General features: G+C 73.3%; 19 protein-coding genes. 11 read left to right on the top strand and 8 right to left on the bottom strand.

The features are described from left to right. Positions 1-262: 262 nt before the first annotated feature. Entirely contained in the window at positions 263-526 is a 264-nt protein-coding gene (locus ACZ6ZI_RS27560; RefSeq protein ID WP_363058110.1) for a chorismate mutase, read from the bottom strand. Between the two features lie 299 nt (positions 527-825). Between ACZ6ZI_RS27560 and guaA the strand changes: the two genes are divergently transcribed. The 4 genes from guaA (at position 826) to ACZ6ZI_RS27540 (ending at position 5,208) form a co-directional block, all read left to right on the top strand. Beyond that, a complete protein-coding gene (gene guaA, locus ACZ6ZI_RS27555) occupies positions 826-2,400 on the top strand; it encodes a glutamine-hydrolyzing GMP synthase (RefSeq protein ID WP_469525092.1) in 1,575 nt (524 codons plus the stop codon). A gap of 119 nt (positions 2,401-2,519) precedes the next feature. Continuing rightward, positions 2,520-3,305: a class II aldolase/adducin family protein gene (locus ACZ6ZI_RS27550; protein WP_469525090.1), complete on the top strand. Its 786-nt coding sequence runs from the start codon at positions 2,520-2,522 to the stop codon at positions 3,303-3,305. 94 nt (positions 3,306-3,399) lie between these two features. After that, on the top strand, positions 3,400-4,665 hold the full coding sequence (locus ACZ6ZI_RS27545; protein WP_469525088.1) for a hypothetical protein: 1,266 nt from the start codon (positions 3,400-3,402) through the stop codon (positions 4,663-4,665). A gap of 18 nt (positions 4,666-4,683) precedes the next feature. Next, positions 4,684-5,208, top strand: a complete 525-nt coding sequence (locus ACZ6ZI_RS27540; protein ID WP_469525085.1) for a DoxX family protein — start codon at positions 4,684-4,686, stop codon at positions 5,206-5,208. A gap of 156 nt (positions 5,209-5,364) precedes the next feature. Here ACZ6ZI_RS27540 and ACZ6ZI_RS27535 read toward each other — a convergent pair whose 3' ends face one another. Further along, positions 5,365-6,672, bottom strand: coding sequence for a PspC domain-containing protein (locus tag ACZ6ZI_RS27535; protein WP_469525083.1), 1,308 nt, complete (start codon positions 6,670-6,672; stop codon positions 5,365-5,367). 131 nt (positions 6,673-6,803) lie between these two features. On the opposite strand from ACZ6ZI_RS27535, the gene ACZ6ZI_RS27530 reads away from it, so the two are divergent. The 3 genes from ACZ6ZI_RS27530 (at position 6,804) to ACZ6ZI_RS27520 (ending at position 10,007) form a co-directional block, all read left to right on the top strand. Next, the gene (locus tag ACZ6ZI_RS27530; protein ID WP_469525081.1) at positions 6,804-8,093 is read left to right on the top strand and encodes a PspC domain-containing protein; all 1,290 of its coding nucleotides are present in this window, start codon (positions 6,804-6,806) and stop codon (positions 8,091-8,093) included. Further along, positions 8,090-8,785 carry a response regulator transcription factor gene (locus ACZ6ZI_RS27525; RefSeq protein ID WP_363058094.1) on the top strand — a complete coding sequence of 232 codons (696 nt, stop codon included), beginning with the start codon at positions 8,090-8,092 and terminating at the stop codon, positions 8,783-8,785. The genes ACZ6ZI_RS27530 and ACZ6ZI_RS27525 overlap by 4 nt, the downstream gene beginning before the upstream one ends. Positions 8,786-8,894: 109 nt before the next feature. Continuing rightward, on the top strand, positions 8,895-10,007 hold the full coding sequence (locus ACZ6ZI_RS27520; RefSeq protein WP_469525079.1) for an alpha/beta hydrolase: 1,113 nt from the start codon (positions 8,895-8,897) through the stop codon (positions 10,005-10,007). Positions 10,008-10,059: 52 nt separating this feature from the next. Here ACZ6ZI_RS27520 and ACZ6ZI_RS27515 read toward each other — a convergent pair whose 3' ends face one another. Further along, the gene (locus tag ACZ6ZI_RS27515) at positions 10,060-11,127 is read right to left on the bottom strand and encodes a C40 family peptidase (RefSeq protein ID WP_469525078.1); all 1,068 of its coding nucleotides are present in this window, start codon (positions 11,125-11,127) and stop codon (positions 10,060-10,062) included. Between the two features lie 118 nt (positions 11,128-11,245). After that, the gene (locus ACZ6ZI_RS27510; RefSeq protein ID WP_469525076.1) at positions 11,246-11,602 is read right to left on the bottom strand and encodes a hypothetical protein; all 357 of its coding nucleotides are present in this window, start codon (positions 11,600-11,602) and stop codon (positions 11,246-11,248) included. A gap of 347 nt (positions 11,603-11,949) precedes the next feature. On the opposite strand from ACZ6ZI_RS27510, the gene ACZ6ZI_RS27505 reads away from it, so the two are divergent. The 3 genes from ACZ6ZI_RS27505 (at position 11,950) to pcrA (ending at position 17,824) form a co-directional block, all read left to right on the top strand. Next, positions 11,950-13,464, top strand: coding sequence for a C40 family peptidase (locus ACZ6ZI_RS27505; RefSeq protein ID WP_469525074.1), 1,515 nt, complete (start codon positions 11,950-11,952; stop codon positions 13,462-13,464). A gap of 142 nt (positions 13,465-13,606) precedes the next feature. Next, positions 13,607-15,124 carry a peptidoglycan DD-metalloendopeptidase family protein gene (locus ACZ6ZI_RS27500; protein WP_469525072.1) on the top strand — a complete coding sequence of 506 codons (1,518 nt, stop codon included), beginning with the start codon at positions 13,607-13,609 and terminating at the stop codon, positions 15,122-15,124. 183 nt (positions 15,125-15,307) lie between these two features. After that, complete coding sequence (pcrA, locus tag ACZ6ZI_RS27495; protein ID WP_469525070.1) at positions 15,308-17,824, top strand: DNA helicase PcrA; 2,517 nt, start codon at positions 15,308-15,310, stop codon at positions 17,822-17,824. Between the two features lie 123 nt (positions 17,825-17,947). Here the strand turns inward: pcrA and ACZ6ZI_RS27490 are convergent, their stop codons facing one another. After that, positions 17,948-19,426: a M23 family metallopeptidase gene (locus ACZ6ZI_RS27490; RefSeq protein ID WP_469525309.1), complete on the bottom strand. Its 1,479-nt coding sequence runs from the start codon at positions 19,424-19,426 to the stop codon at positions 17,948-17,950. 274 nt (positions 19,427-19,700) lie between these two features. Beyond that, complete coding sequence (locus tag ACZ6ZI_RS27485) at positions 19,701-20,534, bottom strand: esterase/lipase family protein (protein ID WP_469525067.1); 834 nt, start codon at positions 20,532-20,534, stop codon at positions 19,701-19,703. A 210-nt stretch (positions 20,535-20,744) separates the two neighbouring features. Here ACZ6ZI_RS27485 and ACZ6ZI_RS27480 point away from each other — a divergent pair, with 210 nt between their 5' ends. Beyond that, a complete protein-coding gene (locus ACZ6ZI_RS27480) occupies positions 20,745-21,149 on the top strand; it encodes a cobalamin B12-binding domain-containing protein (protein ID WP_363058079.1) in 405 nt (134 codons plus the stop codon). A gap of 108 nt (positions 21,150-21,257) precedes the next feature. Here the strand turns inward: ACZ6ZI_RS27480 and ACZ6ZI_RS27475 are convergent, their stop codons facing one another. Further along, a complete protein-coding gene (locus tag ACZ6ZI_RS27475; protein ID WP_469525064.1) occupies positions 21,258-22,883 on the bottom strand; it encodes a DUF5691 domain-containing protein in 1,626 nt (541 codons plus the stop codon). A gap of 379 nt (positions 22,884-23,262) precedes the next feature. Continuing rightward, positions 23,263-24,609: an SWIM zinc finger family protein gene (locus ACZ6ZI_RS27470; RefSeq protein WP_469525063.1), complete on the bottom strand. Its 1,347-nt coding sequence runs from the start codon at positions 24,607-24,609 to the stop codon at positions 23,263-23,265. Positions 24,610-24,671: the final 62 nt, after the last annotated feature.

Below are 24,671 nucleotides of genomic sequence, written 5' to 3'. Positions count from 1 at the left end.
AGGACCGCGCGCGCACGACGGAACGGCCGGCCCGGGGCGTCCCCCGGGCCGGCCGTCCTTTTGAGGGTGACCGGGCTGCTGTCCCCTGCCGTCCGGTCACGCGAGGGAGCGAGGTCCCACGACGCGCGCCGTCGGGCGGCACGTCTCATCGCTCCCGCGGAGCCACGCGTGGTGGTGCGTGTCCGCGTCTGGCCGGCGCGGACATCCTCACCAACGAAGCCCCTCGGGGCCGGTCACGCTCCGGACGGGTGACGAACAGCCGTCACACCCGGCCCCGGCACAGCTCCAGCAGCGTCATCGCGAGACCGGTGCCCGGCTTGCCTAGGGCGTCGCTGAAGTGGGCCAGCACCTCCATCTCGCGCGAGAGGTGCACCCGCCGGCCGCCCGAGGAGATCCGGGCCTCCTGGATGACGGCCGAGACGGCCATCCGTTCCTGGATCAGTCCGATGATCCGGTCGTCGAGGGCGTCGATGCGCTCGCGGGAGTCGGCGATCAGCTGCTCGGGGGTGGTGGTGATCGTGGTCATGGTCGGTCTCCTGTCGGGTGGGGCCGACGGGACCGGAGGAACGCCAGAGCGCCCCGGTCCTGTCGGACCGGGGCGCTCTGGGAAGTTCGGCGGCTCAGGCGAGCATCACGAAGACCCATGGCGACCGGACCGGCCGGTGCCATAGGTAAAGAGGAAGCTCAGCTGCTTGCGCATGGAACGGATTATTACCATCCGTCCCGCTCCGGGCCAACCCGGTTCGGATGGTGAGACGAATCCGGCCACCCGTCCCCCGTTAGAATCGACAACACAACACCCTCTTTCCGCCGGAAGGCCGCCCCGTGCCAGTAGCACCCTCCGCCGCACCGGACGTCGTCCTCGTTGTCGACTTCGGCGCGCAGTACGCCCAGCTCATCGCCCGCCGCGTCCGTGAGGCCCGGGTCTACAGCGAGATCGTCCCCAGCACGATGCCCGTGGCCGAGATGCTGGCCAAGAACCCCAAGGCGATCATCCTCTCCGGCGGTCCGTCCTCCGTGTACGAGGAGGGCGCCCCGCGGCTGGACCGCGCGCTCTTCGAGGCCGGGGTCCCCGTCTTCGGCATGTGCTACGGCTTCCAGCTGATGGCCGTGACCCTCGGCGGCACCGTCGACAACACCGGCGCCCGCGAGTACGGCCGCACCGCGCTGGCCGTCTCCAAGTCCGGCTCCACCCTCTTCGAGGGCACCCCGGACCAGCAGTCGGTGTGGATGTCCCACGGCGACGCCTGCTCCGCCGCCCCCGAGGGCTTCACCGTCACCGCGTCCACCGACGTCGTCCCGGTCGCCGCCTTCGAGAACGACGAGAAGAAGCTCTACGGGGTCCAGTACCACCCCGAGGTCATGCACTCCACGCACGGCCAGCAGATCCTGGAGCACTTCCTCTACCGCGGCGCGGGCCTCGCCCCGACCTGGACCACCGGCAACATCGTCGAGGAGCAGGTCGCGGCCATCAAGGCGCAGGTCGGCGACAAGCGCGCCATCTGCGGCCTGTCCGGCGGCGTGGACTCCGCGGTCGCCGCGGCCCTCGTCCAGAAGGCCATCGGCTCCCAGTTGACCTGCGTCTACGTCGACCACGGCCTGATGCGCAAGGGCGAGACCGAGCAGGTCGAGAAGGACTTCGTGGCCGCCACCGGCGTCCAGCTGAAGGTCGTCGACGCCGAGGAGCGCTTCCTGAACGCGCTGGCCGGCGTCTCCGACCCGGAGACCAAGCGCAAGATCATCGGCCGTGAGTTCATCCGCGTCTTCGAGCAGGCCCAGGCGGAGATCATCGCCGAGGGCGGCGCGGACGTGGCCTTCCTGGTGCAGGGCACCCTGTACCCGGACGTCGTCGAGTCCGGCGGCGGCACCGGCACCGCGAACATCAAGTCCCACCACAACGTGGGCGGCCTCCCCGAGGACATCGAGTTCGAGCTCGTCGAGCCGCTGCGCCAGCTGTTCAAGGACGAGGTCCGCATGGTCGGCCAGGAGCTCGGCCTGCCCGAGGAGATCGTCCAGCGCCAGCCCTTCCCCGGCCCCGGCCTCGGCATCCGCATCGTCGGCGAGGTCACCAAGGAGCGCCTGGACCTGCTGCGCGAGGCCGACGCCATCGCCCGCGAGGAGCTGACCGCCGCCGGCCTCGACCGCGAGATCTGGCAGTGCCCGGTCGTGCTGCTGGCCGACGTCCGCAGCGTCGGCGTCCAGGGCGACGGCCGCACCTACGGCCACCCGATCGTCCTGCGCCCCGTCTCCTCCGAGGACGCGATGACGGCCGACTGGACGCGCATGCCGTACGAGGTGCTCGCCCGCATCTCCACCCGCATCACCAACGAGGTGGCGGACGTGAACCGCGTGGTCCTGGACTGCACCAGCAAGCCGCCGGGCACCATCGAGTGGGAGTAGTCCCCACCCGCCTTACGTGACGGAGCCGCCGTTCCTCCAGTGGAGCGGCGGCTCCGCCGCGTGTATGGCCACTTGGCGCGGGCGCCGGTACCTTGCGCGGCGAGCCGAAGGAGGGGGCCATGCCGCAGAAACCCGAGCCCGAGCCCGTGCCCGTGGAGCGGCTGCGGTTCGAGATGCCGCCCGTCCACCGGGGGCCGGCCGAGGAGCGGGCACACCGCAGGGAGCGGCTCGCCGGGGCGCTGCGGCTGTTCGCCCGCCTCGGCTACGAGGACGGGGTCGCCGGGCACGTGAGCGCGCGGGACCCGGAGTTCGAGGACTGCTACTGGGTGAACCCCTTCGGCCGGGCCTTCGCCGGCCTCGGCCCCGAGGACCTGCTGCTGGTCGACGGGGACGGGCGGGTCGTGCGCGGCGAGCGGCGGGTCAACCAGCTGGCCTTCGCGGTGCACGCGGCCGTGCACCGGGCCCGCCCCGAGGTGGTGGCCGTGGTCCGCGCGCAGGCCCCGTACGGGCGGGCCCTGGCCTGTCTCGGCGAACTGCTGGCTCCCGTCACCCACGAGGCCTGCGTCTTCTACGAGGACCACGCGCTCATGGACGAGTACGCCGGGGTCGACGACGCGGGGCGGATCGCCCGCGCCCTCGGACCGCACAAGGCGCTGATCCTGCGCAACCACGGGCTGCTGACGGTCGGCGGGTCGGTGGACGCGGCGGCGTGGTGGTTCGTGGCCGCGGAGCGGGCGGCGCAGGTCCAGCTGATCGCGCGGGCGGCCGGGAAACCGGTGCCGATCGACCACCCGCGGGCCGTGGCCACGCGTGAGCGGTTCGGCGGCGACCTCGCCGCCTGGGCCTGCTTCCAACCGCTGTGGCAGACGGTCACGGAGGGTGGCGTCAACATCATGAACGGTTAATCACCTGCTCTGACATCGTGCGCAATCCGGAGCACTGCCCCAGTGGTGCACAATTCGCTGGCATTGCACCGGAGTTCAGAGAGGCGGCACGCACGTGGCTGTCCAAGAGATCCCCAGAAGCACCCACGGCGGCGGCTGCACCTGCGACGACTGCCCCCACGGAGCCCGCGAGGGGCACCGCCGGGCGGTGGCGGCGTTCCTGGAGAAACGCGACGAGTTCGCCGCAGGCCAGGGAGTGCCGGCCGCCGTGGCCCACTCCCTCGGCGGCTCCCGCCAGTGGGTGTCCGACGAGCTGACCCTGTCCGCCCGCACCGCCGCCGACCGCGGCCGGGAGGCCGGACACTCCTGGCTGTACCTGCTGTCCCGACGGGCCGTCCTCACCCTGTGGATCGCCGCCGGGGTACTGCTCGTCGTCGAGGTCGGCACGGCGCTCGGCACCGGCTGGTCCACGGCCCGCACGGCCGGACTGCTGGCCGCGCTGGTGCTGGCCGGGCTGCTCACGGTCGCCGCCCGGGCCCAGTCGCTGCGCGGCGGCCTGCTCGCCCCGCTGGTCGGCGAGGACAACCGGCTGTCCACCTCCCGCGCCGTCCCCGCCGCCTGGCTGGTGCTGACGGCCTTCGCGGCGCTGCTGCCGGCGCTGCGGCTCGCCGCCTCCTCGCCCGGACCGGAGCGCGACGCCCTCTACGCCGGGCTCGCCCTCGACCGCGCGCTGCCCCTGCTGACGGTGCTCGGCCTGACCTCGGGGGTGGCGGTGCTGGTGCGCCGGGTGGTCTGCGTACGCATCGCCGGGCAGCGGATGCAGAAACTGCCGGCCGACCGCCCCCGGGGCGCCGACCTGCTCACCGACGACGCGGGGCGGGGCAGCTTCACCGACGCCCAGTACGTCCTGGTCTCCACGGTGGTGCTGGTCTTCGCCGCGGTGTCGCTGGCCCGCTTCCCCGACCGGCTGCCCCGACTGCCGTGGTCGCTGGCGCTGCTGGTCGCGCTGTCGGCGGTGGTCTACCTGGCCGCCAAGTACGCCGAGGGCGGCCGACCCCTCGTCCTGTCGGTGGTCCGCAGGCGCGAGCCCGGTGACCTGGACGGCGCGCTGCGCCCGGGCGACGACATCGAGATCCGCGGCCTGGGCTTCGTACCGCCGGGGGCGCAGACCCCGGAGATGCTGGCCCGGATCGTGGTGCGGATCGGGGCGGTCCACGTGCACGTGCCGCTGGTGCCGGTGGCGGGCGGGTTCACGAACCCGTCGGACGCGGTGCTCACGGTGCCGGTCCCCGCGGAGGTCGAACCGGGCCGCACCGAGATCCAGGTGGTGACCGCCGCCGGAGTGGAATCCAACCGGTACGGCATCGATGTGGCCGAGTGAACGGGGTATGCATGGGGCGTGACCCGAACTGACGGCCTCTCCGGCGCGCGCCAAGACGCCGCCCGCCACGCGCTCCTGCCCCTGCGGATCTTCCTCGGCGTGACCTTCGTCTACGCGGGTCTCGACAAGCTGACCGACTCCGCCTTCCTGTCCGCCACCGGCAGCGGATCCATCGGCGAGATGATGCGCGGGGTGCGCGACTCCTCGGCCGTCCCCGCCCTCGTGGACCTCGCCCTGAAGGCCCCCGTCGGCTTCGCCGTCTTCCTCGCCGTCGCGGAACTCCTCGTCGGCCTGGCCACCCTGGCCGGCCTGCTGACCCGCCTCGCGGCCGTCGGCGGCGCGCTGATCTCGCTCAGCCTGTGGCTGACGGTGTCCTGGGCGGTCACCCCGTACTACTACGGCAACGATCTGATCTACCTGATGGCCTGGACCCCGCTGATCCTCGCCGGGGCGCCCTACCTGTCCGTGGACTCCCTGCTCGGGCGCGGCGGCGCCGCGGACCCCCTCCCGCCGTCGTCCCTGCGGTCCCGACGCACGGCGTAGGTCACCATCCCGACGACGGCGGCCAGGCAGAGCCCGCCCGCGGCCATCGGGACCACCAGGAACCACGGCAGGTCGGTCTCGCCGGTGGCGTCCAGCAGGTAGAGCACCCCCGCCGCGGTCAGGACCAGGCCCGCCAACAGCCTGCCCGGCTGGAACTCATGACGCCGCACGGGCCACCTCCACCTGTCCCACGCCCGCCTCCAGGCGCAACTCGATCGTCCCGCCGGCCTCGGTGCCGGGGGCGGGCGGCAGGGTCGCCTGCCGGGTCTCTCCGCCGTCCTTGATCCGGATCTGCCCGCCGCGGTCCCCGGGCAGTTGGATGTCGCCGATCCGGATCGAGATGTCGGCCTTCGCCGTGACCTCCCGGGGCAGCACCACCTTCAGCCGGCCCGCGTCGATGACGGCGCGGACGGGCACCGTCGCCCCCTTCGGCACGTCCAGACCGGTCAGGTCCAAGGTCGCGAGTCCGGTCCCCGACGCGTACAGCGGCCTCACGTCGGCCACCGCCGCCGGACGCCAGACGACGTCGTGCCAGTCGGTGGTGATCTCGCGCGGCAGGACGGCGGCCACCGCGAGCAGCCCGGCCGTGATCAGCGCCAGCAGTACCGTGCCGAAGCCGGTGCGGCCCTTGACGGAGCTGACCGCGAGGCCCAGACCGAAGACGGCCAGGGCCGCCGCGAAGCCGATCTGGAGGGCGTGCGAGAGGGTGCTGCCCTCCCACACGGCGGCCGTGCCGATGCCCCCGGCCAGCAGCGCCAGGACGAACACCCGGCCGCCGATCCCCGACGAACGCCGTACGGGCGCCCGCTCGCCGCGCGCCTTCACCCGGCGGGTCCGGTCCACCGGCTCGGCCGTGTCGTCGGGGCCCCACAGGTAGCCGGTGGAGCCGACCGGGCCCGTCGTCCCGTCCTTCACCAGCGGGTCCCGCCACCACGACGGACTGCCCGGGACGGGCGGCGCCTGCGTCTCGGGCGGCGCCGGGCGGTGCGCCGCGGGTCGCTCGGGAGCGGGGGAGCCCGCCTCGGGGGCGAGGGTGTGCCGGTGGCGCTGCGACCAGTAGGCGGCCCCGCCCAGAGCCAGGATGACCAGGACGGAGAAGGCCCCCAACACCCCGTTGTCGATCATCGACAGGAACATCGCGCAGCCCACGAGCGCGCCGAACACCGCCGCGAGGGTGGCCCCCTCCACCCGGCCCGTGAGGAGCTTCTTGCCCTCGCTGTCGTCCTCGCCCTCCTGGGGCAGGAGCAGCCACGCGAACCCGTAGAAGATCAGACCGACGCCGCCGGTCACCGCGAGCACGCCGAGGACGATCCGGAACACCACCGGGTCCAGGTCGAAGTACCGGCCCAGACCGCCGCACACGCCCGCGAGGACCTTGTCGTTCTTGCTGCGGCGCAGGGGAGGACGGTCCCCCGCGGCGGGTGCCCCCGGACCGGCCGGCGGGGCGTCGTGTACATCGGTCATGGCTCCATGGTGACGGGCCGCGCGACCGCACGGCACCGGGGCCGACCCTGGCGCAACCCTGATATCCCCCCGACCGAACTGGGGGAACGCCCTGATGTCCGGCCGGGCCCGCGCATGTGACCCTTGGTGTCATGCCCGCAGCAGCCGCCGCACCCCGTACCCCGCACGCCCCGGACACCGACGAGAGCGCCCCGCGCAAGCTCTACCGCAGCGCGGACGGCCGGATGCTCGGCGGTGTCGCGCGCGGCCTCGCCGGGCACCTCGGGCTGCCCGTGCTCTGGGTCCGCCTCGCCTTCCTCGGCCTGTTCCTGTTCGGGGACGGCCTCGGAGTGCTGCTCTACGCCGCCTTCTGGGTCTTCGTCCCGCTCGGCGTCGGCGGCAGCACCGGACACCACTCCTTCTTCGAGACCCTCGACGACGGCACCCGGCGCCTGCGCAAGCCCGACAAGGGGGCGGTGTCCGGGCTGATCGCCCTCGTCGTCGGCGCCGGGATCTTCATCTCCCAGCTCAGGGTCGGCGGCGAGAACGGCCGCTACATCTGGCCGACGCTGCTCGTCGGCGCCGGCGTGGTCCTCGTCTGGCGCCAGGCCGACAACGCCCGCCGCGCCCACTGGGGCCCCGCCAAGGGCAGCCGCGGCCGCCTCTTCCAGGCGGCGCGGGCCCTGGCGGGCGTGGCCCTCGTCGGCGTCGGCCTGACCGTCTTCATCGTCGTCCGCGGCTCGGCGGCCCAACTCGGCAACGTCCTCACCGCCACCCTCGCCGTCCTCGTCGGCATCGCCCTGCTCGCCGGCCCCTGGCTGATCCGGATGACCCAGGACCTCTCCGAGGAACGCCTCATGCGCATCCGGGCGCAGGAACGCGCCGAGGTCGCCGCCCACGTCCACGACTCCGTCCTGCACACCCTCACCCTGATCCAGCGCAACGCCGAGGACGTCGGCGAGGTACGCCGCCTCGCGCGCGCCCAGGAACGGGAACTGCGCAACTGGCTCTACAGGCCCGAGGGGACCGGCAAGGACGAGGAGGAGGAGCCGACCACCCTCGCGGAGGCGGTCAAGAAGACCGCCGCCGAGGTGGAGGACCACCACGGCGTCCCGATCGAGGTGGTCGTCGTCGGGGACTGCCCCCTCGACGAGAAGCTGGGCGCCCAGGTCCAGGCCGCGCGCGAGGCGATGGTCAACGCCGCCAAGTACGGTGGCGAGGGGGGACCGGTCCAGGTCTACGCGGAGGTCGAGGGCCGTACCGTGTTCGTGTCCGTACGCGACCGCGGACCGGGCTTCGACATCGACGCGGTACCCGACGACCGCATGGGCGTACGAGAATCGATCATCGGCCGGATGCAGCGCAACGGCGGGACCGCCCGACTGCGGTCCGCGCCCGACGGCGGCACGGAAGTCGAGCTGGAGATGGAGAGGGCGGCATGAGCGAGGACAACGGTGTGACGCGGGCGGAGACCAGGCGCGTGCGGGTGGTGCTCGTCGACGACCACCGGATGTTCCGCGCGGGCGTCCAGGCCGAGATCGGCGAGACCGCGCGGACCGGCGTCGAGGTCGTCGGCGAGGCCGCCGACGTCGACCAGGCCGTCACCGTCATCACCGCCACCCGCCCCGAGGTGGTGCTCCTCGACGTGCACCTGCCCGGCGGTGGCGGCGTGGAGGTGCTGCGCCGCTGCGCCCCGCTGATGGCGGCGCACGAGAACCCGGTGCGCTTCCTGGCCCTGTCGGTCTCCGACGCGGCCGAGGACGTCATCGGCGTCATCCGCGGCGGCGCCCGCGGCTACGTCACCAAGACCATCACCGGCGCCGACCTGGTGGACTCCGTCTTCCGGGTCCAGGACGGGGACGCGGTGTTCTCGCCGCGCCTCGCCGGCTTCGTGCTGGACGCCTTCGCCTCCACGGACGCCCCGCCGGTGGACGAGGACCTGGACCGCCTCACCCAGCGCGAGCGCGAGGTGCTGCGACTGATCGCGCGCGGGTACGCGTACAAGGAGATCGCCAAGCAACTGTTCATCTCGGTGAAGACGGTGGAGTCCCACGTCTCGGCGGTCCTGCGCAAGCTCCAGCTGTCCAACCGCCACGAGCTGACCCGCTGGGCCACGGCCCGCCGCCTGGTCTGACCGCGACGCGGTCCGCCCGCCCCCGGTTCCCCCGCCGACCGACGTGTGATCCACGACGCAGCGCCGGCGGGCAACCGGACCGGGGGCCGTCGGACTCTTGGGTGGCGTGATGAGCCTGACGGGGACCCCCCTTCTCGCGACGGTGGTCGCCCTGACCGTGATCGCCGTCGCCCTGCCGCTGGCCGTGTGGAGCAAGGTGCGCGGCCCCGCCGTCGCACGCGGCGCGACCCGCGTCCTGATGGTGGTCTTCGCGCAGGTGACGGCCGTGGCCCTGGTCTTCGTCGCGATCAACCGGGACATGAACTTCTACGCCTCCTGGGGCGACCTGATGGGCACCGGGTCCTACGTCCAGGCCGCCCCCGACCTCGGCCCGGACGGACTCGGCGGCAAGAAGGCCGAACAGGTCAAGGAGGAGCCGAAGGCCCGCCAGGACTTCCAGCCGGTCGAGGGCCTCGGCGGGCGCGTGAAGAAGACCGAGCTCGACGGGAAGATCTCCGGGGTCAAGGGCGACGTCATGGTGTGGCTGCCGCCGCAGTACGACGACCCGGCCTGGAAGGACCGGAAGTTCCCGGTCGTCGAGCTGATCCCCGGCATACCCGGCACCGGGAAGTCCTGGTTCCAGGGGCTCAAGGCGCACGAGGTGCTGGAGCCCCTCATGAAGGAGGGGAAGATCCAGCCCTTCATCCTGGTCTCCCCGCGCGCCATGCTCCTCGGCAACGCCGACACCGGCTGCGCCAACCTCACCGGCAAGGTCAACGCCGACAGCTGGTTCAGCGTCGACGTCCGCAAGATGGTCACCGACAACTTCCGGGCCTCGGACGAGGCCCGCACCTGGGGCGTCGCCGGCTACTCCGCCGGTGCCTACTGCGCCGCCAAGCTCGCGATCCTGCACCCCGACCGCTACAGCGCGGCCGTCTCCCTGTCCGGGTACAACGACCCCGGGCAGGAGCCCAGCTCGCTGGTCGCCCAGGACCCGGAACTGCGCCGCACCCACAACCTCAAGCACCTCCTCCAGACGCAGCCCGCGCCGCCGGCGGTCTCGCTGTGGATGTCGGGCGCCGAGCACGACGGCTACCTGTCCGGCCAGGACCTGAAGGCCATCGCCAAGAGCCCGACGACGGTGCACGCGGAGAAGGTCGGCGGCGGGCACAACCTCGACTCGTGGTCCAGGCAGCTGCCGCAGACCTTCGACTGGCTGAGCAAGACGGTCAAGGCGCCGTAGCGGGGACACCTCGGGCCGGATGCCTCGGGCCGGATGCCTCGGGCCGGACGCCTCAGACCGGACGTGAGGCGCCCGCCCACGGCATCGAGTCCACCGGCGCGAGGCGGACCGTGGAGCCGGGACGCGGGGCGTGGATCATCTGGCCACCGCCGACGTACAGGCCGACGTGCGTCACCCCGGAGTAGAAGAAGACCAGGTCACCCGGGGCCAACGCGTCCCGCGAGACCCGCCGGCCGGCGTTGATCTGGGTGTAGGTGGTGCGGGGCAGGGAGACCCCGGCCGCGCGCCAGGCCGCCTGGGTCAGCCCCGAGCAGTCGTACGAGCCCGGTCCCGTCGCGCCCCACACGTACGGCTTGCCGATCGCCCCGTGGGCGAACGCCACCGCGCGGGCGGCGCGGGAGCCGTCCGAGGGGACCGGTGCCGGGCGCGCCGCGGGCCCGGCCGCGGCGCCGGCCCCGGCGGTCGGGGTGGTCGCGCCACCGCCCGACGCGGCCTCGTACGCCGCCCGCTCCTCGGCGGTGAGCCGGTCCAGCAGTCGCTTGGCGGTGTTCAGTCGGTCCTCGACGACGGCCTTCTGCGCGGCCAGTTCGTCCTGGCCGGCGCGGAGTTCCGCGACCTTGCCGGCGGCCTTCTCGCGCAGCGCGCCGACCTCGTCGAGTCCGCGCCGTACGGAGGACACCTCGGCGGCGGTGCGGTCGCCGGCCCGGGCCAGGAAGCCGGCCCGGTCGAGGTAGTCCTGCGGGTCGGTGGCCATGGCCAGTTGGAGCGCGGGGCCCAACCCGCCGCTGCGGTACTGGCCGGCCGCGAGCGAGCCGAGCGCGTTGCGGGCGGTGTTGAGGCGGTCCGTCCTGCGGGCGGCCTCGTCGCGCAGCCCGTTCAGCGACCGCTCCGCCGCGTCGGCCTTCTCCTTCGCCCCGTTGTACCGCTCGGTCGCCGCCTCGGCCTCCCCGTAGAGCCGGTCCACCTCGGCCCTCACCTGGGCCGGGCCGATCTGCGGTTCGGCTTGCGACGTGCCCTCGAAGGCGGTGGTGGTGGCAGCGCCCGCGAGGGCGAGCGTGGCGGCGGTCCGTACGGGGCCGCCGCGCAGCGGGCGCTGCCGGGGCTTTCGATGACTGGCCACGGGGGCCTCACGTCCTTCCGTCGGTCTTGGGGGAGGACGCTAAACCCGGAGGTCACGGGACGATGTCGAAAAGCCCGGAAGTGATCTTGTCTGGCCGTGGATGACCGGAGGGGACCGCTCAGTGCCAGAGGACGGCGATAAAGATATTCGCCACGGTCAGTCCGCCCACCGCGCCGAACAGCGCCTTGTCGACGCTCTCCTCGTCCCGCTTCACGTAGACCAGCGCGAGGATCACGAAGAGGATCGCCAGCTTGATCCCGATCTTCACGTGGTTCAGGGGCGCTCCGCCGCTCATCTCCCGGAAGCCGACGAGCAGGACGCCGGTGACGAGCATGGTCAGCGCGCCGTGCAGCATCGCGGGCGTGAAGCGGGCGGTGCCGGCGCCCATCGCCTTCATCTGGGTCAGGAAGCCGCCCAGCAGCGAGGCGATGCCGATGATGTGCAGGCCGACGAAGACATCGGTGAGAACGGTCATGCCGTCGAGCGTACGGGGCGCCCCCGCGCCCCCCGACGGCGGAGGGGTCGGGCCGGGCACGGGCCGGTGCGGGCCGGTACGGGACATGGTCGGAGGCCGGGGGAACGGGGGGTCGGGGGGCGGGCACGGGCCGGAACCGGCCATGGCCGATTCGGTCCCGCGACGAAGCCTTCCGCGCCGTGATCACGGCGGCGAAGCTGAGGCACGGCAGTGGGGGAAACCCCCGCTGACACTCCCTCAGAGCCCCGGCGGCGTCACCGCGGGACGTGCACGGGCGAGGGGGAGGCGCCGGAGCGCACGCCCCGGCTCCCCGCACCCGATCCCCCGTCGTGAACCGGAGTTCCGTCATGTCCCGTCGCACCCGTACGCCCGGTACCCGTACGCCCGCCGCCTGTACGTCCCCCACCCGTACGTCCTCCACCCGGTCGCCCCGCCGCGCCGCGGTCGCCGCCCTGGTCGCCGCGGCCGTCGCCTCCGGAGCGGTCGTGGCCGTCGACACGGCGGCGCTGGCCGCGCCGTCCGCCGCCACGGGCGTTCCCGCCGCGGCCCCGGCCGCCGACCCGATACCGGATCCGGACTTCGGCAGTTCCGGCCAGGGGGCGGTGGCCCCGGTGTCCGGCGAGCTGAGAGCCTCGGTCTACTCGGCCGCCGCCACGAAGATCACCCGTAGCCGGGTCATCGCCCGCGCCAAGTCCTGGGTCGGCATCGGCCTCGACTACTCCGGAGGCGGCCGGTACGGCGGCTACCGTACCGACTGCTCCGGCTTCGTCTCCATGGCCTGGGACCTGGACGACTCGCTGACCACCGACGCCTTCGAACCGCGCGGCACCGTCCACTCGATCGCCAAGTCCGAACTGAAGGCGGGCGACGCCCTGTTGGACAACGACGCGGGGGTGAACGGCCACGTCGTCCTCTTCGAGAAGTGGGCCGACAGCGCCAAGACCCGCTACTGGGGCTTCGACTTCACCCCCTCCGGCGTGCACCACCGCGTCTACGACTACCCGTACTACCCGGGCTACGGACCCTTCGCCCCCGTCCGCTACGACAACATCGTCGACGACACGACGACCCCGCCCGCGCCCCCCGCCGGCATGACCGACCTCGTCGCGGCCAACCTCAACGGCGACGGCGTCGACGACGTGGTCGGCGTCGAGGCCTCCACCGGCAAGCTGTGGCTCTACAAGGGCAACACGAACGGCACCATCGCGGGCGGCTCCACCCGGGTCGAGATCGGCTCCGGCGGCTGGAACGGCATGTCCGACCTGGCGGCCGGCGATTTCACCGGCGACGGCAGGGACGACGTCATCGCCACCGAGGAGAGCTCCGGCAAGCTCTACCTCTACCCGGGCAACGGCAGCGGCCTCGGCGCCCGCAAGGAGATCGGCTCCGGCGGCTGGAACGGCATGCACGACCTGGTGGGCGGCGACTTCACCGGCGACGGCAGGGCCGACCTCGTCGGGGTGGAGCACTCCACCGGGAAGCTGTGGCTCTACAAGGGCAACGGCGCGGGAGCCATCGGCGGCGGCAGCACCCGCGTGCTGATCGGCACGGGCGGCTGGAACGGCATGCACGACCTCGTCGGCATGGACATCGACAGCGACGGCAGGGCCGACCTCGTCGGCGCGGAGACCTCCACCGGCAAGCTCTTCCTCTACAAGGGCGAGGGCACCGGTCTCGCCGACCGCAGGGAGATCGGCTCCGGCGGCTGGAACGGCATGAACGACCTGGTCGGCGGCGACTTCACCTCCAACGGCCACGACGACCTCGTCGGCGTGGAGAAGGCCACCGGGAAGCTGTGGCTCTACCCGGGCACGGGCTCCGGCCTCGGCGCCCGCAAGGAGATCGGCTCCGGCGGCTGGTAGCCGCCCGGGGACGGCGGGGCGTGACCACACCCGCCCCCGTCCCCGTCCCCACCCCGGCTCCGGCGGCCCCCGCCGTACGAGCCGTCACGCACCCCACCTCCACCCCTTCCCCGGGCACCCGTGTGCCGGTTTGGAACCCCACATGTCTGCGAACACCCCCTCCGCCTCCGCCTCCGCAGTCGCCGCCCCGACCCGCCGCACCTCGCGGCGCGTGCGGATGGCCACCGGACTGATCTGCGCCACCCTGGCGGCCACCGCCCTCTCCGCCGGCGGGGCCCGGGCCGAGGACGGCGACCACCACGGGGAGCTGCCCGTCCTCACCGCCGAGGAAATGGGACTCTCCTCGTCCTACAACGCCCCGATGGCCGCCACCTTCGCCACCGGCGACAGCCGTCCCCGCTTCCAGATGCCCTTCCCGTGCGGCGAGAAGTGGTTCGGCGACTCCCGCTCCACGCACCGGCCCTCCGCCAACTCCGTCGACTGGACGCACGGCGGCGCGTCCACGACCGTGAACAAGCCGGTCCTGGCCAGCGCCGGCGGCACCGCCCACGTCCGGGACAAGGGCAACGAGAGCTACGGAAAGTTCGTCGTCATCGACCACGGCAACGGCTGGAGCACCCTCTACGCCCACCTCAACGCCTTCAGGGTCTCCGAGGGGGAGAAGGTCGACGCCGGCGAGCTGATCGGGCTCGTCGGCAGCACCGGCGGATCGACCGGCGCCCACCTGCACTACGAACAGCGCCACAACTCCAGTTACCAGCGCACCGTCTTCAACGGCACCGCCTTCTATCCCGACGCCAGCCTGACCAGCAAGAACTGTGCGGCCCCGACCCCGGACCCGAAGCCGGACGGCCCGGGCGGCGGCGGCACCGGCGACACCGGCATGATCGACCTGGCCTCCGCCGACCTGACCGGCGACGGCGTGATCGACGTCGTCGGCGTGGAGAAGTCCACCGGCAAGCTGTGGCTCTACAAGGGCAACTCGGGCGGCACCATCGCGGGCGGCTCCACCCGCGTCGAGATAGGTTCCGGCGGTTGGAACGGCATGTCCAACCTGACCGGCGGCGACTTCACCGGCGACGGCAAGGACGACGTCGTCGCCGTCGAGGAGTCCACCGGCAGGCTGTGGCTCTACAAGGGCGCCGACAACTCGACGATCGCGGGCGGCTCCACCCGCGTCATGATCGGCACCGGCGGCTGGAACGGCATGTCCGACCTGACCGGGCTCAACCTCAACGGCGACACGGTCTCCGACCTCGCGGCCGTGGAGAAGTCCACCGGCAAGCTCTACCTCTACCCGGGATCCACGAGCGGGCAGCTCGGGACCCGCAAGGAGATCGGCTCCGGCGGCTGGAACGGCATGTCCAACCTGACCGGCATGGACGTCAACAACAGCGGACGACAGGACCTGGTCGGGGTGGAGGAGTCCACCGGCAAGCTGTGGCTCTACCCGGGCAACAACGGGTACATCGGCGAGCGCGTCCTCATCGGCACGGGCGGCTGGAACGGCATGTCCGACCTGATCGGCGGCGACCTCCAGGGCGCCACCGGCGCCGACGACCTGGTCGCCGTCCAGAACTCGACCGGCAAGCTCTTCCTCTACCCGGGCACCGGTTCCGGCCTGGGCGAGCGCAAGGAGATCGGCTCCGCCGGCTGGTAGCCCCCGGCGCCGGGCACCGGCCCGGCCCCTGCCGGACCGACCGACCGGACCGACCGGACCGACCGACCGGACCGCCGAAGCCCATGGGAAACGGCCGGCCCACCCCCGCGGGGGCGGGCCGGCCGGCCCTTTTTCCGGCGGGCGGGACCGGGTGTCGGTCCGGCCCCCTAAACTCGGAAGGCGATGAGCAGCCTCTTTGACGACAGCTTCCTGGCCGACCTCAGCCCCTCCGACGAGGTCCCGCCGCCGCCCGAGGAACACGCCGCCCCCGAGCCGGGCGCGGACGACCTCTTCGGGGGCCGCTTCGACGTACCCATGGGCGGGGACGCGTACTACCGCGACGGGGCCCCGCGCCCCGTCATCGACCCCGCGACGCTGCTGGACGGGCTGAACGAGCAGCAGGCCGCGGCCGTGGTGCACGCCGGCTCCCCGCTGCTCATCGTGGCCGGCGCCGGCTCCGGAAAGACACGGGTGCTCACGCACCGCATCGGGCACCTGCTGTCCGCGCGGAACGTCCACCCCGGCCAGATCCTGGCGATCACCTTCACGAACAAGGCCGCGGGCGAGATGAAGGAGCGCGTCGAGGGCCTCGTCGGTCCCCGCGCGAACGCCATGTGGGTCTCCACCTTCCACAGCGCGTGCGTGCGCATCCTGCGCCGCGAGTCCAAGCGCCTCGGCTTCACCTCGTCGTTCTCGATCTACGACGCGGCCGACTCGAAGCGCCTGATGGCGCTCGTCTGCCGCGACCTGGACCTCGACCCGAAGAAGTTCCCGCCGAAGTCCTTCAACGCCAAGATCTCCAACCTGAAGAACGAGCTGATCGACGCGGACGCCTTCGCGGACCAGGCGGCCGACGGCTTCGAGAAGACGCTCGCCCAGGCGTACGCGATGTACCAGGGGCGGCTGCGCGAGGCCAACGCGCTCGACTTCGACGACATCATCATGACCACCGTCCACCTCCTCCAAGCGTTCCCGGACGTCGCCGAGCACTACCGGCGCCGCTTCCGCCACGTGCTGGTGGACGAGTACCAGGACACCAACCACGCCCAGTACACGCTCGTGCGCGAGCTGGTCGGTCCCGGCCTCCCGGACCTGCCGCCGGCCGAACTGTGCGTGGTGGGTGACGCCGACCAGTCGATCTACGCCTTCCGCGGCGCGACGATCCGCAACATCCTCCAGTTCGAGGAGGACTACAAGGACGCGACGACGATCCTGCTGGAGCAGAACTACCGCTCCACCCAGACGATCCTGTCCGCCGCCAACGCGGTCATCGAGCGCAACGAGAACCGCCGCGCGAAGAACCTGTGGACCCAGGCCGGCACCGGCGCGGTCATCACCGGCTACGTGGCCGACACCGAGCACGACGAGGCCCAGTTCGTCGCCGACGAGATCGACCGGCTCACCGACGCCGGCGACGCCAAGGCGGGCGACGTCGCGATCTTCTACCGGACGAACGCCCAGTCGCGCGTGTTCGAGGAGATCTTCATCCGCGTCGGACTGCCCTACAAGGTCGTCGGCGGGGTGCGCTTCTACGAGCGCAAGGAGGTCCGCGACGTCCTCGCGTACCTGCGCGTCCTCGCGAACCCCGAGGACAACGTCCCGCTGCGCCGGATCCTCAACGTGCCCAAGCGCGGCATCGGCGAGCGCGCCGAGGCGATGATCGACGCCCTCGCGATGCGCGAGAAGATCACCTTCCCGCAGGCCCTGCGCCGCGTGGACGAGGCCTTCGGCATGGCCGCCCGCTCCACCAACGCCGTCAAGCGCTTCAACGTGCTGATGGAGGAGCTGCGCACGATCGTCGACTCGGGCGCCGGCCCCGCCGTGGTCCTGGAGGCGGTGCTGGAGCGCACGGGCTACCTCGCCGAGCTCCAGGCCTCGACCGACCCGCAGGACGAGACGCGGATCGAGAACCTCCAGGAACTGGCCGCGGTGGCGTTGGAGTTCGAGCAGGCCCGGGAGGCGGCGACCACCGAGGCCGCGGAGAACGGCACGCCCGCGCCCGGCCCCGGCACCCTGGCCGAGTTCCTGGAACAGGTCGCGCTCGTCGCCGACTCCGACCAGATCCCCGACGAGGACGAGGACGGCTCGGGCGTCATCACGCTGATGACCCTGCACACCGCCAAGGGCCTGGAGTTCCCGGTGGTCTTCCTGACGGGCATGGAGGACGGGGTCTTCCCGCACATGCGCGCCCTGGGACAGACCAAGGAACTGGAGGAGGAGCGCCGCCTCGCCTACGTGGGCATCACGCGGGCCCGCGAACGGCTCTACCTGACGCGCTCCGGCATGCGCAGCGCCTGGGGCACGCCCTCCTACAACCCGCCGTCGCGGTTCCTGGAGGAGATCCCGGCCGAGTACCTCCAGTGGAAGCGGACCGGCGCGGCGCAGAAGCCGGCGGGTCCCATGCGCGGCTCCGGCTACGGCTCCTCCGGCTCGGGGAAGGCCACGTTCGGCACCTCGCCCGAGGCGTTCCTGTCCTCGTCCCGCACGAAGTCGGGTCCGTCGGGCTTCGCCACGCGGCGGGCCGCCGACAAGCCGGTCATCGCGCTGGCCGTCGGGGACCGGGTCACGCACGACCAGTTCGGGCTGGGCACGGTCGTCGAGGTCCGGGGGGCCGGCGCGGACGCGCAGGCCACCATCGACTTCGGGGACGACAAGCCGAAGCGGCTGCTGCTGCGGTACGCCCCGGTGCAGAAGCTGTAGGCAGGGCTCCGGAAACCGAGAACCGGGCCCGCGTGCGCGGGCCCGGTCCGGGCGGTTCGGTGGTTCGGGGCTCTGGGTCCGGGGCTCCGGGTCCGGGCGGTTCGGGTGCCCGGACGGCTTCGCTCAGGACGGGTTGAGGCCCTTGTTGCCGAGCCAGGCCTGGGGGTCGACGGGGCCGCCGCCGCCGGGGCGCACCTCGAAGTGCAGGTGCGGGCCGGTGGAGTTGCCGGAGTTGCCGGAGTAGGCGATGACCTCGCCGGCCTTGACCTTCCCGGACCGGATCTTGGTGCTGCTGAGGTGGCAGTACCAGGTCTCTGTGCCGTCGGGCGAGGTCACTATGGCCATGTTGCCGTAGGCGCTGTTCCACTGGGTGCGCACGGTGCCGTCGGTGGCGGCCATGACCGGGGTCCCGTAGGAGACGGGGAAGTCGATGCCGGTGTGCACGGACATCCACATGCCGCCGGACTGGCCGAAGCCGGCGCTGAGGCCGTGCTGGGCCACGGGTACGGCGAACTTGGGACGGGCGGCCTCCTTGGCCGCGGCCTCCTCGGCCCGCTTCTTCTTCTCTTCCTCCTGGCGCACCCGCAGGTCGATGCGCTCCTGGGTGCGGCTCGCGCGGTCCGCGAAGTCGCCCGCGTCGGCGCTGAGCGCGGCCAGTTGGGTGTCGAGCTTGTTGTTCGCCGCGACCGGCTGCACCGAGGCCGGGTCGGGGGCGGCCATCGTGGTCGGTTCCTCGGCCGGCTTCTCGGTGCCGGTCAGTCCGCCGACGGAGGCGGCGGCCACTCCGGCGACCCCCATCACGCAGGCGGAGGGTACGGCGACGGTCAGCAGGGCGGAGCGCTTGGCGGGGCTGCGCCGCCGGCTGCCGGCGGCGGGGGCCTGCCGGTCGGGTGCCGGGGACCTGCCCTTGCCCTTGCCGCCCGCGCGGCGCGCGGAGCGGGTCTCGCCGACGGCCGTGACGGGCATGGCCTGCGTGGGCAGTTCGTGGACGGCGCCCGCGAAGAGGTCCCCGTCGCCGAGGGTGTCGCCGATGTCGGGGAGGGCCTCGCCGAGGGTGTCCTCGTAGGAGCCGTGGGAATCGTAGGACCCGCCGGACGCGTCGAGCGTCTCGAAGGCGTCGGAGGCCTCGACGGTGACGGGGACGACGGTCGTGGCTTCGTACGCGTACTCCGCGTCCTGCCGGGAGGTGTCGGCGCCGCCGTTCCAGGCGGTGGCGTCGAAGGCGCCGGTGTCCTGGCCGTAGTCGGGGACGGCCCAGTGACCGCTGTGCTGCGCGCCGGAGGAGTCGTAGGCGAAGGAGTTCGTCTGGAAGTCGCCGGCGGCGGTCGTCCAGGCGCTCGCGTCCCACTGCCCGGTGCCGTCCTCGGGGAGGCCCTGGCTGGGGACGGTCGACAGGTAGCTCTCCTGCGCGGTCCACGCGGTGCTGTCGTACGTGCCGGTGGACTGGTGCGCGCCGTAGGGGTCGTAACTCCCCGCGGCGGCCGGGTCCGTGACGTACTGATAGCCCTGGCCCTGGGTTTCGTAGGAAACATAGGGCTGGTCACCAGCGAAAGTGGTGGTGGAAAGGCCGTCGTATCCCATTTCGGGGTACTGGCCCGACATCGGGCGGTCGTTCACCAACTTCTCTTTCGCCTCGGCAGTGGGGGGCCTGGGTGGCCGGGGAACTCGAGGTTCACCGGAGGAGAGCAGTGGCGTGACTGTACCCGGCGGTTACTGGCGACGACAATCTTCGGACGGTTTCATCCTGAGCGGAACCGGGCATTCGGCCGTCTTTCGGTCGCGGGGAGACCGAGCCTTGGCCTTGAGTTCGAAATTCGTTCGATCGCGGTTCGTCCGCCGGGCCCGACCGGCCGGACGTGGAGGACCCCCGCGGGGCTCAGACGACCAGACCCCGTTCGTCGGTTCCCGTCAGGCGCGGGGGAGCGGGGGCGGCGGAGGTCCGAGGGTCGAGGACGGCGCCGTCGAGGGCGCGCCGGACGGCCGTGATGACGGCCGGGTGGACGGGCAGGGCCAGGTGTCCGATGCCGGTGACCTCGATGTTCGTCGCGTCCAGGTCCGGATGCTCGATGCGGGCCGTGCCCGTCGGCGCCATCAGCGCGTCGAACTCGCTCCAGAAGGCCACGCACCGGGTCCGGCACCCGGGGGCGGGCGCGCGCAGCTCGGCCATGACCTCCGAGTCCGGCCGCATCTGGCGGACCAGGGGGTGCGCGTCCATGAAGGGCGCGACCCGGGTGCCCCCGTGCGGGGTGCCGAGCGTGACCAGCGTCCGCACGCGCGTGTCGCCGCCGAGGCGCTGGACGTAGAACCGCCCCACCAGCCCGCCCAGGCTGTGGCCCACCAGGTCCACCCGGTCCTGCCCGGAGCGCTCGCACAGCTCCTCGACGCGCCGGGCCAGCAGGCGGGCGGTGACCCGCAGGTCACGGCTGAAGGGCGAGTGGTTGTACGTCTCCACGCGCCGCAGACCGCCCGCGCCGAGGGCGCGCCGCAGCAGGACGAAGACGGAGCGGTTGTCGGTGAACCCGTGCAGCAGCAGGACCGGCGGGAGCTGTCCGGCCGTCCGTGCGGAGGGCGGCCCGGCGGCGGGGCGCTCCGCGAGGACGCCGGTGGGATAGAGGAGGAGGTGTCCGCCCAACACCACGGCTTCCAGGACGGCCGCCCGCAGGGCGGCTCCGGAACGGGACACGGGCAGCGGCGCGATCGTCAGCCCCATCGACGGCCTCCCCTGGACCTCTTGGGTACGGGGCCGTGCTGCCGATACGGCCCCGCCACCGTGCCGTGCGGCTGTCGGCGCGGTGGCGGGGGCGGCCGAACGGTGATGAATCAACGGCGTCCCGCGTGTGATTTCCCCCTCCTGGTTGACCGCGAAACGGCGCCGTGCGCAATGCTGTACTTAACGTTCGTTCACTCGGGAGGCAGTGCGATGGGTGTGACCGGTCCGATCCGTGTGGTGGTGGCCAAGCCGGGTCTCGACGGCCACGACCGCGGCGCCAAGGTGATCGCGCGTGCGCTGCGGGACGCGGGCATGGAGGTCATCTACACCGGCCTCCACCAGACCCCCGAGCAGATCGTGGACACCGCGATCCAGGAGGACGCGGACGCCATCGGCCTCTCGATCCTCTCCGGCGCGCACAACACGCTGTTCGCGCGCGTCATCGAGCTCCTGGAGGAGCGCGACGCGGCGGACATCAAGGTCTTCGGCGGCGGGATCATCCCGGAGGACGACATCGCCCCGCTGAAGGAGAAGGGCGTCGCCGAGATCTTCACCCCCGGCGCCACCACCACCTCGATCGTCGACTGGGTCAACGCACACGTCCGTCAGGCCTGACCCCGGGGGCGGCCGGTTCCCGCCGGCCGCCGACCCCTCGTCCGGCACGCCGTTCGCACGCCGTGCCGTTCCTGCGCCGTGTCCTTCGGCGGTCGCGCCCTTCGTCCGTCACGTCCGTCCGCCGCTCCCGGCGGGCGGGGCCAGTTCGGCGAGCATCGCCGCGCGCAGCCGCAGGGTGGCCACCAGCCGCCCGAAGGCCTCCGCCCAGTACGCGTCCGCTCCGGGCGTCGCCTCCGGCGGGGCCTGTGCTTCCGTCACCGTCAGCGCGGCCAGGTGGTCCGCTTCCGCCGGGTCCAGGCAGCGCTCCGCGAGCCCCATCACCCCGCTGAAACTCCACGGGTAGCTGCCCGCCTCGCGCGCCGCCTCCAGGGCGTCCACCACGGCCCGGCCCAGCTCACCCGCCCACGGAACCCGGCACACGCCGAGCAGCTGGAAGGCCTCCGACAGGCCGTGGGCCCGTACGAACCCCGCCACCCACGCGGCCCGTTCCCCCGCGGGCAGGGTCTCCAGCAGCTTCGCCCGTTCCGCGAGGGAGGCCGTCCCAGGCCCCGCCGCCGGCGGGGCGGAGGGCGGCCCGAGCAGGGCCTTCGACCAGGCGGCGTCACGCTGGCGCACCGCCGCCCGGCACCAGGCCGCGTGCAGTTCCTCCGCCCAGCCCTCGGCCCAGCCGCCCGTCACCGCCAGCTCCACGATCCGCTCCGGGGCCAGGCCCGCGAACCGCTCCCGCCAGCAGGACAGCGGAGCCGCCTCCACCAGCTGGCCCAGCCACCAGGCCCGCTCCCCGCGCCCGGCCGGCGGTCGCCTCACCACCCCGTCGCGCGCCATCCCCGCGTCGCACTCCGCGGGCGGCTCCACCCCGTCCGGTCCGACGCAGGCCAGGGCCCGCACCGCCATCCGCCCGGCCAGGGCCGAACCGGTCAGCGCCGACAGCAACTCGGCCGCCGTGGCCCGTACGTTGCGGCTGCGGTCGCCCAACGCCTCCTCCAGGAAGGGCTCGTCCGACGGGGACAGCCCCACCCGCAGCGAGTCGAGGAACATCAGCCGGTCCTCGGCCCGCTCCTTCGGCCAGGTCGTGCCCAACAACCGCAGCGCCGCCGCCGGATCGTGCGCCCGTACGCGGCCCAACAGCGCGACCCGTTCCGCGAACAGCCCCTCCTCCCACAACCGGGCCACCGCCGGCCCGTCGGTCGGGTCCGGGGCTTCCCCCGCGCCGCCCGCGGTGGCCCGCAGGGCGAAACGCCACTCCGGGTTGAGTCGGGCCAGCCACAGCCCGCGCGCCCCCGCCAGGGCCAGCGCGCGCGGACGCAGGTCGGTCCGGGCCCGCGCGGCGTCCAGCAGGGCCGGGACCAGCTCCGAAGGGGCCCGGTAACCGTGCCGTTCGGCGGTGGCCAGCCACTGCGGGAGCAGCTCCGTCAGGTCAGGGGCCGCCCCGCGGCGGTGGCCGCCGCCGGTGGCGGCCCGGCCCGCGAGGAGCTGCGCGAGCCGCTGCCGGGCGGCCCGAGGCGGCGCCGGACGCGGATCGTGCGGCGCGGGCGGCGGCCGGAGCGCGGCCTCGGCGGGCCGCAACCCCGCGCGGCGGCGCACCGTGCGCAGGGCCGCCGCGTCGAGCAGCTCCTGCGGCGACCCGCCCCGCCGGGTCGTCCCCAGCAGCGCGGTCGCGACCAGTTCCTCCCATGCCGCGGGTTCCGCGGGCCCCCGCGCCCCCCGCTCCGCGCCCGAGTCGGCGTCCTCCACCGGTCCCCTCCCTCGCGTCGTCTTCCGTGTCGTGCGTCGTGTGCCGTGTGCCGTACGTCGTACGTCGTGTCCAGGCGCCCCGGTCCCGCCCCCTGTGCGGGACCGGGGCGTGCTTCAGCTGGCGTGGTTGTCGTTCACCAGAGCCCCCGCTCCATTGCTTCCCCCCGACGGCGGCGCCCCCGCGCCCCCGTTCCCCGTCCTCGATTCCTCCCTCGTCGTCGGTCCTCGGTCCTCGGTCGTCAGTCGTCAGTCGTCAGTCGTTTTCGTGCGTTGTGCGTCGTGCGTCCCTCGTACGGTCGCCGTCACCGGCGGACCGCCCCGCGTGCGCGCCCCCGCGCGCCCCGCGTGTGCCTCCGCCGCGCCCCCTTCCGCTCCGTCCTCACCCCAGTGCGACCACCTCCGCGGTGCGCGGATGCCAGGCCGTCAGCGGGGTGAAGCCGCGGTGGCCGCACTCGCCGAACACCGTGACGGGCCCGCCGCCCGAGAGGGCGGCCAGGCGCCACAGCCCTGAACGGGCGCCGCCGTCGGCGAGCGTCACCGGCAACGCGGACGAGCCCTCCGCGTCCGCGAGTTGCCAGCCCCCGTCCCCCGATTCCCCCGGGATCGGGACGACCGGACCCAGCACCACCGGCCAGGACTCCAGCCACGGGTCCGCCCGTAGCGCGGTCCCGTACGCGGCCAGGGCCTCGGCGGTGTCCACCCCCGCCGGAGCCCCGCCGGTCGGCGCCACGGCGGCGGTACGGTCCCCGAGGTCCGCCCGCAGCCCCGCCGAGCCCGGTCGGAAGCGGGCCTCCGCCTCCAGCACCAGCCCGACGGGCAGCGCCAGCGAGGGCGGCCGGCCCGGCGGCCCGAACTCCAGCACCAGGGCCGGCCTCCCGCTCGCCGACCCCCACAGCCAGGTCCGGCGGGTGGTGAGGCGGCCGTCCGGGGACACCGAGTCGTACTGGGCGAGTACGAGCCAGTGGTCCCGGACGGTCTCCCCGGCCGCCGGTGTCGGCAGCCCGACCCGACTCCGGACGGTCGCGGCCAACGGCTCCGGCAGCCCGGACACCCCCAACCAGGCCCTGTCCAGCAGGTGCAGCAGCGCGAACTCCTCAAGCATCCGGGCCGGCCAGCCAGGCCCGCAACCGGGTATTGTCCCCAACTCCCTTACGCGGGAGGCCAGTCCAGGCGCCTGGGCGTCGACCATCCGGGCGGCCGTCTCCTCCCAGCCGGCGTACCCCGTCCGCTCCTGACCCGCGATCCCGGACCGCAACAGGTCCGTGAGCCGGCGCTCCAACTCCACGGCCCCCGCCGTCACGCGCTCCGCCCGCCGCTCCGCCCGCCGCCGGGCCGCCTCCTCGTCCACCGGAGCGGCCTGACCGACCGCGGCGCGCTCGGCCCGCGCCGCCCGGTCGGCCAGCCATTCCCCCGCCCAGTCCGGAGCGCCGCCCCCTTCCTCCACACCCCCGTCCGCCCACAGCAGGAGCAGCCCCAGCGCGTGCTTGCACGGGAACTTCCGGCTCGGACAGGAGCACCGGTACCCCGGCCCCGACAGGTCCACGACCGTCCGGTACGGGGTCCTCCCACTGCCCTTGCACAGACCCCACACCGCGCCGGAAGCGGAAGCTCCGGTTTGGGTCCACGACGCCGCCCCGGCGAGCCGGTTCCCCGCGGTGCGCGAAGCCTCGTCGGGAGCCAGTTCCCGTACCTGTTCCACTGTCCGGCGGACCCGCTGTCCATTCATGGAAACCACCGTAGGCAGCCCCACTGACAATCGCTGCGACCTGCAACGACGCCATTCCGGAC

This window comes from Streptomyces sp. NPDC103540 (assembly GCF_055584445.1).
This window is presented reverse-complemented; position numbering and strand designations above follow the sequence as displayed.

Coding starts and splice junctions, on each gene's coding strand:
- ACZ6ZI_RS27560 (WP_363058110.1), bottom strand. CDS start 526: ATGACCACGATCACCACCACCCCCGAGCAGCTGATCGCCGACTCCCGC.
- ACZ6ZI_RS27550 (WP_469525090.1), top strand. CDS start 2,520: ATGCCGCAGAAACCCGAGCCCGAGCCCGTGCCCGTGGAGCGGCTGCGG.
- ACZ6ZI_RS27535 (WP_469525083.1), bottom strand. CDS start 6,672: ATGACCGATGTACACGACGCCCCGCCGGCCGGTCCGGGGGCACCCGCC.
- ACZ6ZI_RS27530 (WP_469525081.1), top strand. CDS start 6,804: ATGCCCGCAGCAGCCGCCGCACCCCGTACCCCGCACGCCCCGGACACC.
- ACZ6ZI_RS27525 (WP_363058094.1), top strand. CDS start 8,090: ATGAGCGAGGACAACGGTGTGACGCGGGCGGAGACCAGGCGCGTGCGG.
- ACZ6ZI_RS27520 (WP_469525079.1), top strand. CDS start 8,895: ATGAGCCTGACGGGGACCCCCCTTCTCGCGACGGTGGTCGCCCTGACC.
- ACZ6ZI_RS27510 (WP_469525076.1), bottom strand. CDS start 11,602: ATGACCGTTCTCACCGATGTCTTCGTCGGCCTGCACATCATCGGCATC.
- ACZ6ZI_RS27505 (WP_469525074.1), top strand. CDS start 11,950: ATGTCCCGTCGCACCCGTACGCCCGGTACCCGTACGCCCGCCGCCTGT.
- ACZ6ZI_RS27500 (WP_469525072.1), top strand. CDS start 13,607: ATGTCTGCGAACACCCCCTCCGCCTCCGCCTCCGCAGTCGCCGCCCCG.
- pcrA (WP_469525070.1), top strand. CDS start 15,308: ATGAGCAGCCTCTTTGACGACAGCTTCCTGGCCGACCTCAGCCCCTCC.
- ACZ6ZI_RS27490 (WP_469525309.1), bottom strand. CDS start 19,426: ATGTCGGGCCAGTACCCCGAAATGGGATACGACGGCCTTTCCACCACC.
- ACZ6ZI_RS27485 (WP_469525067.1), bottom strand. CDS start 20,534: ATGGGGCTGACGATCGCGCCGCTGCCCGTGTCCCGTTCCGGAGCCGCC.
- ACZ6ZI_RS27480 (WP_363058079.1), top strand. CDS start 20,745: ATGGGTGTGACCGGTCCGATCCGTGTGGTGGTGGCCAAGCCGGGTCTC.
- ACZ6ZI_RS27470 (WP_469525063.1), bottom strand. CDS start 24,609: ATGAATGGACAGCGGGTCCGCCGGACAGTGGAACAGGTACGGGAACTG.